The sequence below is a fragment of the Chitinophaga sp. genome (assembly GCF_035761305.1).
Lineage (GTDB): Bacteria > Bacteroidota > Bacteroidia > Chitinophagales > Chitinophagaceae > Chitinophaga.
Genome location: NZ_DASTRI010000002.1, coordinates 35941 through 53171 on the forward strand (window position 1 = coordinate 35941; position 17231 = coordinate 53171).

General features: G+C 49.3%; 13 protein-coding genes. 2 read left to right on the forward strand and 11 right to left on the reverse strand.

Annotated features, from left to right (window positions below; translation table 11 throughout):
- Positions 1-21: 21 nt before the first annotated feature.
- The 8 genes from VFS25_RS00580 to VFS25_RS00615 all read right to left on the reverse strand — a co-directional run bounded on the left by VFS25_RS00580 (position 22) and on the right by VFS25_RS00615 (position 13883).
- Positions 22-1395 (reverse strand): RagB/SusD family nutrient uptake outer membrane protein, encoded by a 1374-nt coding sequence (locus VFS25_RS00580; RefSeq protein ID WP_326460161.1) that lies wholly within the window; start codon positions 1393-1395, stop codon positions 22-24.
- Positions 1396-1415: 20 nt separating this feature from the next.
- Positions 1416-4775, reverse strand: a complete 3360-nt coding sequence (locus VFS25_RS00585; RefSeq protein ID WP_326460162.1) for a SusC/RagA family TonB-linked outer membrane protein — start codon at positions 4773-4775, stop codon at positions 1416-1418.
- Positions 4776-4960: 185 nt separating this feature from the next.
- Positions 4961-6145, reverse strand: a complete 1185-nt coding sequence (locus VFS25_RS00590; RefSeq protein ID WP_326460163.1) for a FecR family protein — start codon at positions 6143-6145, stop codon at positions 4961-4963.
- A gap of 115 nt (positions 6146-6260) precedes the next feature.
- Positions 6261-6851 carry an RNA polymerase sigma factor gene (locus VFS25_RS00595; protein WP_326460164.1) on the reverse strand — a complete coding sequence of 197 codons (591 nt, stop codon included), beginning with the start codon at positions 6849-6851 and terminating at the stop codon, positions 6261-6263.
- 82 nt (positions 6852-6933) lie between these two features.
- The gene (locus VFS25_RS00600; protein WP_326460165.1) at positions 6934-7545 is read right to left on the reverse strand and encodes a DUF416 family protein; all 612 of its coding nucleotides are present in this window, start codon (positions 7543-7545) and stop codon (positions 6934-6936) included.
- Positions 7546-7557: 12 nt separating this feature from the next.
- Positions 7558-11637, reverse strand: coding sequence for an RHS repeat-associated core domain-containing protein (locus VFS25_RS00605; protein ID WP_326460166.1), 4080 nt, complete (start codon positions 11635-11637; stop codon positions 7558-7560).
- 198 nt (positions 11638-11835) lie between these two features.
- Positions 11836-12933 (reverse strand): hypothetical protein, encoded by a 1098-nt coding sequence (locus VFS25_RS00610; RefSeq protein ID WP_326460167.1) that lies wholly within the window; start codon positions 12931-12933, stop codon positions 11836-11838.
- 533 nt (positions 12934-13466) lie between these two features.
- A complete protein-coding gene (locus VFS25_RS00615; RefSeq protein WP_326460168.1) occupies positions 13467-13883 on the reverse strand; it encodes a VOC family protein in 417 nt (138 codons plus the stop codon).
- A 114-nt stretch (positions 13884-13997) separates the two neighbouring features.
- Between VFS25_RS00615 and VFS25_RS00620 the strand changes: the two genes are divergently transcribed.
- Positions 13998-14585 carry a hypothetical protein gene (locus VFS25_RS00620; protein WP_326460169.1) on the forward strand — a complete coding sequence of 196 codons (588 nt, stop codon included), beginning with the start codon at positions 13998-14000 and terminating at the stop codon, positions 14583-14585.
- 110 nt (positions 14586-14695) lie between these two features.
- Here VFS25_RS00620 and VFS25_RS00625 read toward each other — a convergent pair whose 3' ends face one another.
- The 3 genes from VFS25_RS00625 to VFS25_RS00635 form a co-directional block, all read right to left on the reverse strand.
- Positions 14696-15301 carry an outer membrane beta-barrel protein gene (locus tag VFS25_RS00625; protein WP_326460170.1) on the reverse strand — a complete coding sequence of 202 codons (606 nt, stop codon included), beginning with the start codon at positions 15299-15301 and terminating at the stop codon, positions 14696-14698.
- 119 nt (positions 15302-15420) lie between these two features.
- The gene (folE, locus tag VFS25_RS00630; protein WP_326460171.1) at positions 15421-16041 is read right to left on the reverse strand and encodes a GTP cyclohydrolase I FolE; all 621 of its coding nucleotides are present in this window, start codon (positions 16039-16041) and stop codon (positions 15421-15423) included.
- A complete protein-coding gene (locus VFS25_RS00635) occupies positions 16025-16411 on the reverse strand; it encodes a hypothetical protein (protein WP_326460172.1) in 387 nt (128 codons plus the stop codon). The genes folE and VFS25_RS00635 overlap by 17 nt, the downstream gene beginning before the upstream one ends.
- 130 nt (positions 16412-16541) lie before the next feature.
- Here VFS25_RS00635 and VFS25_RS00640 point away from each other — a divergent pair, with 130 nt between their 5' ends.
- On the forward strand, positions 16542-17183 hold the full coding sequence (locus VFS25_RS00640) for a sigma-70 family RNA polymerase sigma factor (protein ID WP_326460173.1): 642 nt from the start codon (positions 16542-16544) through the stop codon (positions 17181-17183).
- Positions 17184-17231 lie beyond the last annotated feature (48 nt).

A 17231-nucleotide genomic window follows, 5' to 3' on the forward strand; every position in this document is an offset into this window, starting at 1 on the left:
TTTAATTTTTTGTGTTGAACATTAGTAACCGGGGTTTTGTGTAAGGTTGGTATTTTGCAGCCGCTGGTTGTAAGGCACCGGCATTAGTACTGCGGTTGATTTCCAGGTAGGTTTTAACGCGCCCAGCACCGCATCTGCCAGTCCGGTGCGTTTGAGGTCAAACCAGCGGTGGCTGAACTCACCAAACAGCTCGGCCCTGCGCTCCTGCGCCACTGCCAGCAGCAGGCTTTCCCTGGTAGCGGCAGTAGTGTTACCCAAACCTGCCCGCCGGCGCACTTCATCCAGGTCGGATTGTGCGCCGCCAATGTTTGCCTGCTGCGCCCTGGCCTCCGCACGGATGAGGTATTGCTCCGCGAGCCTTAGCAGCACCGTATACTCGTTGCCGGTAGTGGCTGTTGACAGTTTGTATTTATTGATCCTGTAGTATTTAACATTGTTGTAAGTGGTGGAGTCTACCCAGGCGCTCCTGCGGTTGTCACCTGCTTCAAACGCGCCTGCCATGCCTGCAGACAAAGTATACACCGGGGGCGCCACATTATCGTTGGAAGATGCGGTGCGATAGGCGCCAAAAACAGGCGAATAACCGTTAATGCTGGCAACCTGCAGAATGGTTTCGCTGCTCGTATTCTGAAAAGTGCTGCTCAGCTCAGGAAGGGCATATACCCCTGCATTAATTACTTTAGCGGCTTCCGCTTCGGCACCCGGGTAATTTTTCACATACAGGTAAACCCTTGCCAGCAAGGCAGTGGCCGCCCATTTATTTACCCTTGCCTTTAACGAAGCGGTGCCTGCGTAACTTTCGGGCAGCAGGCTTTGCGCGTCTTTCAGGTCGGCTATTACCTGGTTATACACGGTATCTGCCGCAGCACGGCTTAAATATGCATTGTTAAGCTCAACAGGGTCTAATGAAAGCGGCACACCGCCCATGTAATTCACCAGGTTAAAGTAAATGAAAGCCCTGAAAAACTTGGCCTCTCCCAACAGCTGGCTCCTTGTGGCGGCAGACAATGCAGCGGAGCTGGTAATGCCGTTGATGGCCAGGTTAGCTTCCCGGATCACCTGGTAAGGATAGGTCCATAAATAACTTTCGTTATAAGAATTGGTGGCGCTTACCGCTGACTGTGCAAACTCCTGCAGCCCGGCTACGGAGCCGGTGTATTGCAGCTCATCGCTTGCCAGCCCGCCCAGGTAGGTAAAGTACTGCAGGCAGTACGTGGTGGGATAGTACGAGTACATTGACAGCACTGCGCTGGTGGCAGAAGCATCGGACGTATAGGCATCACCGGTGGTAACCAGGTTAGAGGCCGGATCAATCTCAAGATACTTTTTACAGGAGGCTGCCGGCAAAACCAGCAACGCCCAAAGTAATATTTTTAATGTATGGTGAATATGCATAAAAGACAGCGTGTTTAAGATTAAAGTGAACAATTCAAACCGAATACAATGGTGCGCAGCTGCGGCATGGCCAGGAAACGCCCGGTACCCAGGCCGCTGCCCGTGCCGGGAACAGATGTTTCCGGATCGTACGTGTACTTTTGCTTTGCCCAGGTGTACAGGTTCTGGCCCTGCACATATACCCTTACTGCCGACAGCCTGATAGGCCGGCACCACTGCTTAGGCAATGAATAGTTAAGGCTTACTGTTTTCAGCTTAATGTAGGAGATATTGCCCCAGTTATAGTCCGAGCTGGCCAGCGTGGAATACATGGCGTTGCCGGTTACCGAAGCAGCGGGGTAATAGCCGCTGCTGCCAGGCGCGGTCCAGCGGTCGGCAACCGCCTCACTGTGGTTGGCGTAAGTGTAGCCGTACGGGTCATAGTTAAACGCTAACGTGGCGTTCTTATAGTCATAACGGTGGTTGAACTGGAAAGCAACATCCAGCTGAAAGCCTTTGTAGGTAAAGCTGTTGTTGATGCCTCCATAGTAAGGATGGCCGTAGTTAGCCACATACCGGTCGTCGCTGTAAAGAATGTTACCATCCTTGTTCTGATCTGCAAAAGTGGGCAGCCCTGTTTGGGCGTCGGGTCCTGTATAGTGATACAGCTTAACAATATCCGTAGGCTGGCCAAGGATATAGCTGTTGCTGTAGCTGGAAGTAGCCAGGTCTTTAAAAGACAGCAGCTTGTTCCGGTTCATCGTGAGGTTCAGGTTGGTTGTCCAGCGAAAGTGTTTCCCGTTAATGTTGGTGGTATTCAGCTCAAACTCCCATCCCCTGTTCTGCACAACCGCGTCAAAGTTCCCGAGATAGCTGGTGGTGCCGCTTTGCGATGGTACCGTAACATAGTTCAACGGGTCGGAGGTGCGGTTGCGGTAGTAATCCGTTTTCAGTAAGATGCGGTCCTCCAGGAAACCCAGCTCCAGGGCTACATCCAGCTTGGAGGTGCTTTCCCAATGCAGGGTGGGGTTAGCAATATTGGATGGATATAATACGGTAGTACCGCTATAGCTGGAGCTGGAGCCTGCAACGCCGTACAGGGAAAAATACTGGTAGTCAGGTATCTGGTCGTTGCCGGTAACGCCATAGCTTGCACGCAGCTTGCCAAAGCTCAGGAAAGGCGCCTGCTGCATAAACTCCTCCCCGGTGAAGATCCAGGAAGCACCTATTGCCCAGAAATTCCCGAACTTATTGTTTGCGCCAAAGCGTGAGGAGCCATCCCTGCGGAAAGTACCATCTACAATATACTTACCGTCCCAATTATAATTTGCCCGGCCAAACAGGGCGTTATACCGGTAGGTGGAGTTATTATTGTAAGAGGTAGTAACAGTAGATGCTGCCAGCAGCGAATAAATCAGCGCTTCGTTGGTATAGCCGGTACCGGTTAAGGAAATGCCGTTTGCTTTTGTTTGCTGGAAAGTAGCGCCGGCCAGCACCCGCAGGCTGCCTTTGCTGATGTTCTTCACATACTCGGCCTGCGGTTCTATGATATAGTTGTTATTGTCATTGTCCGCATATCTTAGCGAGCTGTTAACCGAGCCGGCCGGGTTTTGTGCGCTGGCGGGGTTTACCTGCTGTTGTTTCAGCCTGGTGAGCGTATAGCCCAGGTTTGCCTTCAGCGTAAGCTCGGGCAATACCTTGTACGCTATGTTCAGGTTGGAGATCAGGTTAGTGGTTTGTGATTTGGTTGTTTTTTTCAGGTAAGACAAAGGATTGGTAGCTGCCCAGTTCCAGCTGCCATCGCTGTTAAAGATTGGATAGTTAGGCGCAAGATTGTAAATGGTGCTTAGATCTGTATTGGGCATTGTTGTGCCCATATAGGAATAATTAGCAGTAACATCTATGCTCAGCTTATTATTGGCGCTCCGGTGGCCCGCATTCAGCCTGCCGGAAAAGGTATTTGCTCCAAAATCGCCCTGGTACACGGTTCCCTGCTTCCGGTAAGTAGTGGTTAGCAGGAATGTGTTTTGCGCGTTACCGCCGGAAACAGATGCATTTACGTTAGTGGTGTGTGCGGTTCCGCCTATGGCCCACCGCTGCCAGTCGGTATAGGCCTGCTGGTCCCATACGGTAAGGTCAGGAGCGTTGGCGCTGGTGGGTGTAACACCTGCATGGTTAAATGCGTCTTTACGCATTTGCAGGTATGCTGCGGTATTCATCATGGGCATGTAGTGGCCTACTCTTGCTGTACCGGTATAGGCGTTCACGTTAATGGCTGTCCTGGACAGCCGGCCTTTTTTAGTGGTGATGAGCACCACGCCGTTTGAGCCCCTGGAGCCGTAGATGGCGGTTGCATCGGCATCTTTCAGCACATCAATACGTTCAATATCTTCCGGCGCTATGATGCTGAAAGGGCTTAAGCTGCCGTTGGCTGCACTCAGGCCGTATGCGTTCAGGTTATCTGTAGCTGGCACACCGCCGTTAAAAAGTGTGAACGGAACGCCGTCTACTATATACAGCGGTATAAACCCCGCGCTGGAAACCCCGTTGCCGGCTCCGCGGATGTTTACCCGCACAGCGCCGCCGGGCAGGCCGTTGTCCTGTGTGATTTGCATACCTGCTATACGCCCCTGCAAGGCGGTTAATGGATTATCAATGGTTTGCTTACTAATTTCCCTGGCAGTAATGGAGCTTACCGCGCCTGTATTTTCCCGCTGCGTGGTGGTGCCGTAGCCGATCACCTGCACTTCATTTAAGGGAGATAAACTGGCTGTTAGCTGAATAACCAGCGAAGCAGGCACGGTGCTTAACACCTTGCTTCCTGTATTTGCACGCATTGCATGAAATGCGCCGCCGGCATAGCGGATGGTGAGCGGCGCAAAGCCTATGGAGCTGATCACCAGCACATCCCCTTCATTCACCGCTATGGCAAAACTGCCGTCTGCAGCAGAGGTGCCGCCTTTATTGGTGCCTTTCACAACAATGCTTACACCAGGCAGCGGCCGCCCTTCTGCATCTACAATACGGCCGGTAACAGGCGGCAATGCGGGTTTGTTAACTGCGTTTGCCAATGGCGTTTTAACCGGCAGACCGGCAGGCGGCGCAAACGGCTTTTCAGAAAGAATAATGGTTTTGCCCTGGATGATAAAATCAACCGGCTGGTCTTTCAGCACAACATGCAACAGGTCAATAAGCGGCATATTGCGCGCAGTAAGCGATACAGGCTTTGTGTTGGAAAGCATTTCCCGGTTGTAGAACACTACATAACCGGTTTGCTTTTCAATAGCGGTGAAAACCTGCTTCAGTGAAATATCTTTCCCTGAGAGCGTAACATTTTGCGCCATGCCGGCGCCATACACATGAAGAAAACCTGCAGTCAATAAAATGACGGTTAGTTTCATAAGCAACAAGATTCTGGTAAATCCCCGTCGTCCCCCCTGACAGACGGGCAGCCAATAGCCTTTTTTTTGCATAACTTGCAATAGATTTGGTTGTTAATAAATGTGGTTTGCAAGACCGTTTAGAACTAACCGGATCATTATACCGTCACGGGTGCGAGCCGTGACGGTTTTTTTATTGGTTGGTTTTATGGAAGCACTATTAACCTGCGTCCTTCCACTCTAAAATGCACTTTTGATTTTTCCAGCGCAATCAATACGCCGTTCAACGGAATATCCCGTGTCATTTTGCCGCCGAACGCAATGTCAGGGATGCCTTTTTCATAGATAACCTCTATATCATACCAACGTTCCAGCTGTTTCATTACTTCTTCGAGCGTAGCCCCCTCAAAATTGAAAAGGCCGTTTTTCCAGGCTAAAGCCTTATCTACATCAGCGTTGCTGACAATTATAATACCCGCGTGCCGGCCGGTTATCTGCGCCTGCTGGCCCGGCATTAACACCGCCTGCTGCGCGCCGCCGGCCGCCACCTTCACTTTTCCCTGCAGCAGCGTTGTATTGATCCTGCTTTCATCTTCATAGGCATTCACGTTAAACTGCGTGCCCAGCACCTCTATTGCCGCCCTGTTGCCCACGCTTACCCTGAAGGGCATGCGGGTATTTTTTGCTACTTCAAAGTATGCTTCCCCGGTAAGCTCCACTTTTCTTTCCGTACCGGTAAAAGCAGTGGGATAACGCAGGGAAGATGCGGCGTTCAGCCATACCCTGGTGCCATCCGGCAAAGTAACCCTGAACTGGCCGCCACGGGGCGTTGACAAAACATTATATGCCGCGGGAAAGTTACCGCCCTGCGTAGCATACGTGAGCTGGCCGCCCTGCTGCTGAATGGCGGCGCCTGCCTGCCTGATCACCTGGTTGCCGGCGCTGTCGAGCGTAATAGCAGCGCCATTTGCCAGGGTAAGCACCGCGCGGTCCCTGCCGGGCAATATCTCATGCTGAACAGCGGCTACTTTAGCCGCCTTTTTTCCGGGTTGTACCCACAGGTAAGCGCCTGCTGCCAGCAGCAACACGGCTGCCGCCGCCCATCCCCATTTATACAGGGGGCGGATGCGGGCAGGCTGCCTGGCTTCGGGCTCCATGTCAGTGGCCTGGCCTACCTGCTGCAGTATACGGTTCCGCAGGGCCGTTTTATTATCCGGGTGAAACTCCGCTAACCGGCTGGCAAGCGTTTCGCCATGCTCCAGCTCTTCCAGCAAAAGCCGGTTCTCTGCTGAAGCCTGCAGCCACTGTTCCAGCTGCTTTTGTTCCTGCCCGGTAAGCGTTCCCTGCAAATGCTTATACAGCAGCTGCGCGGTAAGATGTTGATCAGCCATAATGCCCTGTTTCAATAACTATACAACCGGACCATTAAAACTGACCAGGAAAATCACAGGATTTTTGAAAAAAATGCAGAATGGTAAAATACAGGTACTGCGCGTGAAAAAAATATCAGTCCAGTAAAAGCAGCCAGGCAAGCAAGAGGGGTGACTGCGCCAGTGCTGCCTTTAATATACGGATGGCATTTGCTTTCTGGTTGCTGACCGTGCGCACTTTGAGGTGCAGGCGTTGCGCTATTTCGGCGGGCTTCAGCCCGTCGCGGTAAGAAAGCAGGAAAATTTCCTTCATTTTAGACGGCAGCTTTTCTACTTCGGCATATACCAGTTTAAAAAACACTTCCTGGGTTTCCGCCCAGTCAAAATCAGGTGTTTCCTGCATGGAAAGCCGGTGCAGCAAAACGGCCTGTTTATCGGTTCTTACCTGCAGGTGCTTCAGGTAATTGATACAGGCGTTGCGGCAGGTAACTTTCAGAAAGCCAATAATATGCTCCATATTCCCGAACTGTTCCCGGTGCTGGAACAGCTTCACAAAAGTATCGGCGGTAATGTCTTCCGCATCCTGTTTCCCGGGCAGCCAGCGGCGGGCGTACTGGTAAATGAGAAAATAAAACTGGTCGTAGATCTGCGTAAAAGCCTCCTCATCACCGGTTGTAAAGCGACGGATCAGCTCATGTTCCTGATATGAAAAAGCGTTAGACTCCAATATCCTGCATCAAATAACCCACGTAAACATAAATTAATTTCAGGATATTTTAATAGTCCCTGGCAGCGCCGCCACCTCCGGCCTAATTCACCTCCATATTTTCAATGGTGCCCTTTCTCACTACTGCCTGGTTTCTCAAAACATTTACCAGCTGCTGATCCAGGCCGGAAGAGGTAATCAACTGCAATGTGCTTTGCTGGTCGGCAATTTCATTCTTTACCGCTACCATGTTATCTACCCTGGTAAGCACTTCTTCTGTCAGCAGCTTTTCATCTTTCAGCTTGCTGAACAGCACCTGTGTAATGGTGTCATAAACGTACAGTCCTGCTATATGCGCTTTGTTCTGAGCGCCGGAAAAGGTATCTAAAGATACATCCAGGCATATGCAAACATTCATGGCCAGCGCACTTTCCAGGCCGGGGTATTCATCGCCGTCGGGCACCAGCTGCTCCACCTGCTCCCTGAGCAGGCGGGCTCTCTGAACATTTTCAGGCGTGTATGATAGTAAGCTGCTCCAAACAAAATCAGCCATTTTTCTTACCTGTTGGTAATCTCCAAAACCAAATTTATCCACTACCGGCCGGTACAGGTCAATGATCTTTTCTGTACAGTAAATGCAGAAAAGGGTTTGCTGTTGCGCCGTTAAGCCGGATGTTGCATTAATAAGGCTGCTTTTAAGCTCATTGTAAACCATACCGAAATTTAGTTAATCGCATTCAATTTTAACACCTTTGTCAATCAGCTGCTGCAGGCAGTTGTGCTCATCGGGGCCGCAGGGCGCGCGCTTCCAGGTACCCACTGCCTTCAGGTCATCTACCTCCTTCAGCAATACTTCCTCTGCATGCAGGTTTTTACCATCTACCATTACCGTAGAGCTGTTTAGCGGCGTAATGCCCAGCTCAAGGGCTTTGGCGCGCTGGCCCGCGTCCAGGCCATTGCTGGAGGCGGCGAAAAGCTTGCCTGAACTGTCTTCTCCTACTGCTACCGTACGCAGCTTTTGTGCAAAGAAGTGATCGCCGGAGTCGGCTATCTCTTTTGCCAGGCTGCCCAACCTGCCTAATAGGCCCAGCAGGTCAACCCAGCTTAGCGGATCGTGTACATAGCCATAAACATTCAGCGTATTGCTGTACAGCTTTATGGGGTCCTGGGATATATAATTGCCGGTGCCGGGATCATAGTACCGGAACCGGTTATAGTGCAACCCGGTTTCCTCATCCTCATACTGGCCGGGAAACCTGAGGGGAATAAATTCCGGCGTACCTGTTTTCGTTTGTACCTTCCCGTAAATGGTAAGCCGGCATTCCCATACCTGCTCCCCGGCTTCGTTGAAGGCGGCAGCCGGACTGCCCAGGTGATCTCTTACAACAGCATACGCCCGGCCATGCTGTATTTTTGCAACCGGCGCCTGGTTCCTTTCTTCAAACACCCAGGTAATAAGTGTTTGCTGCGGCACAGGCTCGGGATGGCTTTGCTGCAGGTCGCCAAATTCGTTAATGGTAATGCTGGGCCGTTCACCGGATTTATATTGCCACTCATGCAGCAGCACATTACCGTCCCATACAAAGCGGGTAACCCGGCCGTTGTATTCCTTTTCTATACGGCGGCCAAAGGGATCGTAGCGGAAGGTCACCTGCTTGCCATCCGGACGGGTAACCTGCTTTAACATGCCATTGCAGTACCATTCATATTCCCATGCCCCGGTTACACCGGAACTGCTCCGCACTGTTTTTCTTACCAGGTTGCCATCTTCATCGTAATGATAGCGGCTGCCTTCCTTTTCCAGCAGGCGGCCGCCGGGCCCATAGGCACGGTCTTTACGATCCGGGCTGTTATAAATGTTCCCGGCTTTATCCGGCGTGCGGTAGTCCTGCGCGCCGTTTTCATATTGCGCCCATACCAGGTGGCCCCTGTCATCATGCCGGTATTGTGTACTGCCCTGGGAAAGCCCGTTAATAAGCTGTTTCAGGTGCTCGTCGGGCCCCCAGCGGTAGTACTGCCGCTGCATATCCTGGTCGGCCACTTTAACGATATGGCTTTCAGGCAGGCCGGCTTTACCATAATTCCAAAGGCTTTGTACCTGGCCGGGAAAGGTGTAGGCCGTTTCCTGGTCCAGGGAGTTATGCTGTATTTGCAATGTCCACGGGTTTGCCAGCCCGGGCGCATGGGCCTGCATACCGGTAATACTGCCATTGTTATTCCGCTCAAACTGCAGCAGAGCGCCCAGGCTGCTTTGTACCTGCCTGCGGCGGCCATGGCGGTCATATTGGGTCAATACCTTATAGCCGTTCTGCTCTTCCGCTGTTACGAGGCCCATTACATCGCGCTGCAGCTTAATGGTGCTATGCTGGTTAATTGCTTCTATTACCTGCCCGCTGCGGTTGTAGCTGAATATTTCCCATGAGCCGTCGCTGTATTCTGCGCGGGTAAGGTTGCCGTTGTAGTCGTATTCATAGGTGGTCCACTGGTTGTTGGGGCGCAGCACTTTGGTAACGCGGCCGGCCGCATCACGCTCATAATGGCGGGTGGCGCCGTCAAAACCTGTTTCCCGGATAATATCGCCGCGGTCATTTCTTATAAAGCGGTAGGTTTCTCCATGCTCATTTACCACGCCGGTAAGCAGTTCCTCCTTGTTGTATATAAAATGCACTTTGCAGCCGTTTTCTTCCCGCACCTTTATGTTACCCAATGGGGTATAAGTGAACTTTACATGCTGGGTGCGGTCGGCGGCTTCCAGTATTTTCCCGTAGGCATTGTACCGGAAAGAGATGTGGTTACCGTCTGTTTCTTTCACTTCGGTAAGCCGCCCCAGCGCATCATAGTGCAGGTATTGCTGCTCATGCAAAGGATTTTCGGTACGGATGCATTTACCCCATGCATTGTATTCCCATAAGGTACGGTTGCCATTGGGCAGGGTAAGCGCGGTGAGGTTATGATCGGTATCATATTCCAGCAACAGGTGCTGCCCGCTTTCATTTTCTATTTTGCTTATGAGATTGTTTTCGTTATACCGGAATACCTGCATGCTGCCGTCTGCTTCCGTAACCGTATGCAGCAGGCCGGCATGCCTGCCGGTTTTATAATAAATGCGTGTGCGGCTTGCACCGAGCGGGCTGGTAGTCAGCACCAGCCGGCCGGCCGTGTCATAATTAAATGCAGTAATGCTGCCGTCGGGCCTTACAATGCCGGTGCGGTTTCCGCGTTCGTCGTAGGTATAGCCTGTTACGTTGGCTTCTTCGTCAATCTCTCGGTAAATTTCAAAATCGGCTGTGTACTCAAAAAATTTTGAGTTACCTAACGGATCTTTTACCTGTGTAACTACAAAATCCGGCGTGTAGTAATAGGTAGTGGTGTGGCCCAGCGAGTTGGTGAACAGGTTATATCCCTGCTCCGGATGGTATTCCAGCCAGCCCTCTGCAACGCCCCCGTCGCCACGGCTATGAATACAGCGGGCTTTATTATCATACTCCCAGTAAAAGCTTTGGCCGTTGCGGTCGGTTTTGGCGATCATCAGGTGATTACGGTATTGGACATACGTACTTTGACCCAATGCGTCGGTAATGCTTTCCAGGTCGCCGGCTTTGTTGTACGCGTAACTTACCATCAGCTGCTGCGCGCCGCGGTGCTGCGCGGTTACGCTTATCATGCGGCCCTGGCTATCATTGGTTACCTGCAGGTGCCGGCCGGCGCTGTCTATCACCTGCACCAGGCAGCCTTTGCTGTTATAGTGGAAGCTGATCATAAAGCCCGCTTCATTGCGGATGGCGTACAAACGGTACTGCTCATCCAACGGGTGCAGCTTACGGAAGTGATATGTAAGCTGCTGCGCGTGATCCAGCAGCAGGTATTCTTCCAGGCCGGTACGGGTAAGGGTTAATTTCTCATGCCGGTTATAATCGGTGTTGCCTGCATAAGGCAACGGCTCAAATACTGCGCTGCGGCCATCGCCCAGCAGCACCACCGTTGCATTTTCCGCTGTAAATTCCTGTATGCGCATATCATAGCCAAAGTGGGTGCCATGGCCTAAAATACCGTTAAAGCTGCTATCGCTGTTCCAGGAGCGCGTCCATTTCAGGGGAATGGGGCCGGGCAATTCAAAATCAGTACCATCATACATTACAATCCCCTGCACCAGGTCAACCGGCTCAAGCCCTTTATTACATAAAAACTTACTTAGCTTATTGCTGCCTATTTTTCCCTTTAAGGCATGGTTAAATTTGGTGGCCAGCTTTTTACCGGCAGCGCCCAGGCCTTTCATAAGCGCGCCAAAACCAAAAGACATTACTATATTGAGCAAAGCGCCGGCCCAATCCGGCACATACGGCCCTCCCACCATTACCGGCTTGCCAAAGGAAAGCGGTATGGAGTAGGAAGTGGGCAGGTACATGCTGGGAATAGGCTTGAACTTTTTACCCGGTTTAATAGACAGCGGCATGCCAATATCGTTACAGGTCATCATCATATACCCCGATGGGCTCATGAGGTTACCTTCTACCTTCACTTTCTTGCTGCCGAAGAAGTTCACCGAGTCATGACCGATCATTGGCGCCAGCAGAAAAGGGCCGCCCATGGGAATGTGAAAAAGTATAATAATGATGCCGCTGGTATCGCTTTTACCGCGGGGCACATGATTGATTTTTGTGGTGGCGCCCACAAAAGGTATATAATCCATCGGATCTACCACAAACCCGATGTAAGGATGCGGCAAAGGAACAGGAACGCCTAATATGAGTACAATGTGAATATCCAGGCCAATAACCGGCGTAAAGTGCTTGTTGCTTACCAGCATGACGATTGCTTTAAAGAGGTTACAATGGGTTCAACAGGGTTGGAATAAAAGGACGTTGTGGAACGGGGATAGATAGTACTAACGCAATATAGGTATTTTATGAACAAGATAAAATAAGGGGCTGACCCAAAGCATGTAAAATGTAAAGCTTTAAATACTGCATTGGTCAGCCCCGGTACACTACTTTCGCGGCGTTCTTTAATGCCAGAATTGACTCCTGGTTCTGTGCAGCCTGAATTTCCTTACTGCCTCCAGCTTGCTTCTGAGCAGCTTGTTTTTTTCTGATGGCTGTGCTGCCTCATAAGCGAGCACTGATTTAAATGCCATTACCATATCATAATCCATTGCTACCTGTCCGGAATCAAAAGGCACATTACCGTAATCATCCCTGAACCATAAATTCCATTGCGGGCTTCCGGGAGTGTAAACAAATAAAGTGTCTGATGGGAACGGGCCGGGCAACAGGAAAGATTTAAGCGTGTCCTGCGCGGGACTGTGGCAGCTCATACAGGAAGATAGCGCCAGGTTTTTATACACTTTACCCGTGTTAATATCAACAGCCTGCTGTGCCACCGCACCGTCATTCGGGCCGCTCAACCGGCCTCCCCAGCCCAGTGTTTCTTTACTGTATTCCGGTGCGGCAGGGTTAATAACGGTTTCATATAATTTGGGATAAGGCGGGGTAAGCGGACTGTTTACATCAGGATCATTGCCCCACATGGCGCCCAGGGGCACCATTTTATCCCATGCTGATCCTTTTGCATCTTTATCATATACAAAAGTGGAATAAACCCACCCGGTTTTAGGCGCCGTTTTGCTGTCCTTCACAATTACATCCATCTGGAAAAAGCTGACTTTGCGCATCTGGTAGCCGTGCCGGGGATCGGCCGTTGTGGGAATAGTATCATAAACGCTGAAGGTTTGCGCGCCATCCATCACGGGCCATTCAGGATAGTTGATGTTTGAAAAGGCCAGCTTTACAATAACACTGCCTTCTGTGAATTGTGCGGCATTGTCCATCAGGTTAACTTTCTGGCCTGTTTTACCCCAGATCTGCCCAACCGTATATGCTGCTGTTGAATCATACAAAACAAGCACATACCCGGCCTCATCTTCCTTTAAGGTCTTAAACATATTGGCCGGGTTGCCGTTGCCCAGGTAGGTTCCCAGGATAGCCTCTCTTTGCAGTCCAAGCCAGGGCTCATGGAACCAGCCATATTTTGCCGCGCTCCATTCTTTATTATTTGTGAAAAAGGGCAACACATCCGGGGCGATGTAGCTTTTCAATGAATCCATGTACGCGAATACATTTGACCCGGAGATCGGCTGCCCGTTTAATGCCTGTTGCCAGGGGGTATTGGTTAGCGGCGTAACTGCTGTTGGATAATCATGGCTAAGTACGAATAACGAATCGGAATACTGTTGCTTAGAAGGTACTGAATCGCGGTGATTTAAAAATGCTTCGTTCTGAACAACGTCCTCCTGGCCGTTGTTTTTGGTTTTGTTGTTGCTGGCGCAGTTGTATGCAAGTACAACTATAACAAATAGGATAAACAAAGCGCCTGTAGCACTGGATTTGTTTTTCATAGAACATGAAATTTTGGTTTAACATTAATTAAATAGATATAGAAGTTATTTTGAGAATGGGGAATTACAAGTTTACCGGTCTGCTACTCTCAACATTCACATAAATATATGATAAAAGAATAAATTCACGCTATTTAAAATAAATATACTGCTGATTGCAATGTGTTAGTAGATTTAATGAGGGATAACGGGCGCCGGATGCGCCTGCCATAACAATAGCGTGGTTTGAGGCGGGTGTGGCGTTATTGCGCGCCTAACGGCGGTTCGGCAGGTGTTCTTTCAATTTGCCAGTGGTGCCCGAAGGGGTCTTTGATGGTGCCCTGCCGGTAACCGTATTCATAGTCTTTTACCGGGCTTACGATAGTGGCTCCCGCAGCTGCTGCTTTTGCCGCAACTGCATCCGGATCGGGCACCAATAGCCCCATAACAACAGTGGTGCCGCCGGCTGTTTCCGGGCTAAGGTGATTGTCTTTGCCCGTTTCTTCATGCATGCGGAGTACGGCGGCGCCAATGGTTATTTCAGCAACATGTATGCTGCCATCCGGGTTACTGATATGCCACTGCTCAACGGCATCAAATGCGTTTTTATAAAAGCCGATAGCAGCGGCCAGGTTTTTAAGATATAACATGGGTGCTAAAACAGTAGTCTGATTTTCCATAACGCTGCCTTATTTTAATTTGAAAATAACGAAATCCGGGAGTATTTCTCCCGCAACAACATATTATATTATATATTATATATATTTGCAGCATAAATTTTATCCCCTTACACTATGAAAAAGTTAATCGCACTTTTTGCCTTCACAGGAGTTCTTGCCTTAACCGGCAAATTACAAGCCCAGGAAATTGTTAAAGGAAATCTTAATTTTCTGAAAGGCGCCACCGGCGTAAATGTAACCTTTGTTTATGACGACCTTACTGTTGGTAAGGAAGGCAAAGAAGCCAACTACATCAAAAGGAAGAAAGCCGAAAAGGAAGCCAAGGAGGCCGGATCCGGCGAAACCTGGGAACAGAACTGGCAGGCCGACAAAGAGAAAAGCTACAAGCCAAGATTTATAAAGCTGCTGTGTAAGTACACCGGCTGGCCTTTATCAGAAGATACCAAGGAAAAATATACGATGGTGGTAAACACCCAATTTATTGAACCCGGCTACAACGTTGGTATTTCTTCCGGCGCAGCTGTGCTGAACCTTGAGATCACGATCTATGATTCAGCTGATATGAAGAAAGTGCTGTGCAAGATCACCATGGAAGATGTAAAAGGCGGTAAAGGCCAGTTTGACACTGCCACCCGTATTGGTGAAGCTTATGCGAAAGCAGGTAAAGAGCTTGGAAAGCTGATTGCCAAGAAAACCAAATAGTAACAGCCTGTAAAAAAGGAAGGCCCGGTAATACTGCGTGCCTCTTTTATATAAAAAAAGGACCGCCTTCTCATGACTAAGGCGGTCCTTTTTAATGCAGCTATGTGTAATCAGAAATTAAACAAGCAGTTAACGCCGAAAACATTCGGTTTATAAGAGGTAACGCCCTTCATGTAGGAGGTTCTGATTTCTATATTATGTTTCTTCTTATAGCCTACTCCAATACGAAGACCGATATTGGCGGCAAAGCCGGTTGAGTATTCAGTATTGGAATCCTGGTACTCATACCCGTTTTCGTCCAGCAGCACTTCATTTACTGATCCTACGTGATAGGCGTAACCGGCGCCGATAAAGTAGCCCATCCTGTTCTGGCAGCCGCGTGCAGAACCGGCTCCAATGTTAAAATTCAACATCAGCGGAACATTTATCATGTAGCCCAGTGTATTCTCTTCGCTGTAACCATAGTAACTGTCATAGTTAGCATTGTACGAACCGGAAAAACCCACGTTTAACGGGATGCCTATAGAAAACGAAGTTTTGTCTGTTTCTGCAAAACTAAAGCGGGGTGAGTAGGTAAAAGTAAAGCTACCTTTGGCATCGGCCATTTCCGCGTCCTCTACGAAAATACCGACACCCACGCCATGACTAAAATGCTGGGCTTGAGATGCTTGTACGCCCGCCAGGCACAGGGAGGCTAACAAAATGATTTTTTTCATTGGTAAAGGGAATTGAATTAATAATTTATATAATATAACGAAGATACATAAAAACACAAAGCCGCGTAACTGAAATTACGCGACTTTATAAGTGTTGCATATTTAAAGTAGAATACCCGTTAAACCGCCAGCATCGCATACAGCCGGCTGCTGCTTTTTTCTGTAAGGAACTGGCCATGCAGGCTGGTGGTAACCGTAGCGCAACCTGTATCGTGAACGCCCCTGGAGGCTACGCACAAATGCTCGGCCTTAATAATAACCGCTACATCTTCAATATTCATCACTTTCTTCAAATGTTCCGCAATCTGGATAGTGAGCCGTTCCTGCACCTGCGGACGTTTGGAAAAATAGTGAACAATCCGGTTCAGCTTTGACAGCCCGATCACTTCCCCTTTTGAAATATAAGCCACGTGCGCCTTACCAATAATAGGAACAAAATGATGTTCACAATACGAATACAGGGGAATATCCCTTTCCAGCACAATTTCGCCATACTTAAACTTGTTTTCAAACAAGGTAACTGCCGGCTCATTGAGCGGGTTTAAACCCATAAAAGCCTCATTCACGAACATCTTGGCTACCCTCATCGGCGTATCTTTGAGGCTGTCGTCTTCAAGATCAAGGCCCAGGGCGGTCATGATCTTTCTGAAATGATACCGGATTGTTTCAATCTGCTCACTGGTAGTGAGATTTGTTTTTTCGCCGTTTAATAAAATTTCTTCTTCAGGATTTGCCCGCATAATGATCTGTTGTTTTCAAGCTCATTTTAGTTAACTGTGCCAGTGTATAAGCGCCTATTGCCATTACCAGGTCGCGGACAGCTACATCAAGATAATGTCCGCCGGCCAGTAGCTGCAGGGCAATACAGATCAGCCAGGCCATTACAATGTAAGCGCCGATGAGCGGCCGCACCAGCACAATAATGCCTGCTATGATCTCAATAACACCTACTATTTTCATAAACAGCAGGGCATCAATCGGTACCATGCCTTTATTCAGATAGTCGACCCAATTGGTAAGCAGATTGGTAAATTTGTCCAGCCCGGCCACAATAGGTACAATGCCAAAGGTGAGCTTTAAAGTGTTCTGCAATTGCTGAATAGTTGCCATAATCAGTTAAATTTGATATATCCCTTAGATGAATTATACATTAAAAGGTTACAAAGCTGCTCCGGAAGCTTTGTAACTGTGAGTTTTCCGGAATCTGTAACCTTTTAACAATTACTGCATCTATAATAATATGACCGGCCAACCCAATACCACATTAAAGCCGTCACCTGATGAGGAGCTTATTGCAAGAATACTAAAGGGTGAAAAGCGGCTGTTTGAGCTGATTATCCGCAAGTATAACCAGCGGTTATACCGCATTGGTATGTCTATCCTGGATAATGAGGCGGAGGCGGAAGACGCCATGCAAACAGCCTATATCAAGGCTTACGAACATTTATCCGGCTTTGAGCAACGTTCTTCGTTCGCCACCTGGCTTACAAGGATCATGCTGAACCAGTGTTACGAACAGAAACGGAAAAACAGGCATGTTTTTACCAATATTGAGCAACCTGATAACTTTATAAATATGAAGACGCCGGAGAACGAACTGGCTGGCAGAGAACTGAATAATATGCTGCAGCTGGCCATTGCCCAGCTGCCGGAGAAATACCGCCTGGTTTTCGTGCTGCGTGAGATAGAAGACCTGTCTGTAAGGGACACCTCCCTCTCCTTAGATATTGAAGAAACCAATGTTAAAGTACGCCTGAACAGGGCAAAGGCAATGCTCAGGGAAAACCTGAACAGCTATATGAAAGATCATGTTTATAATTTTCACCTTACCAAGTGCGACCGGATCACCAACCATGTGCTGGGGCATTTAGGGATTGTCTGATAGTAGAATATTCCCTAAATACCAAAGCACGCTGCGATGGTAAATGCC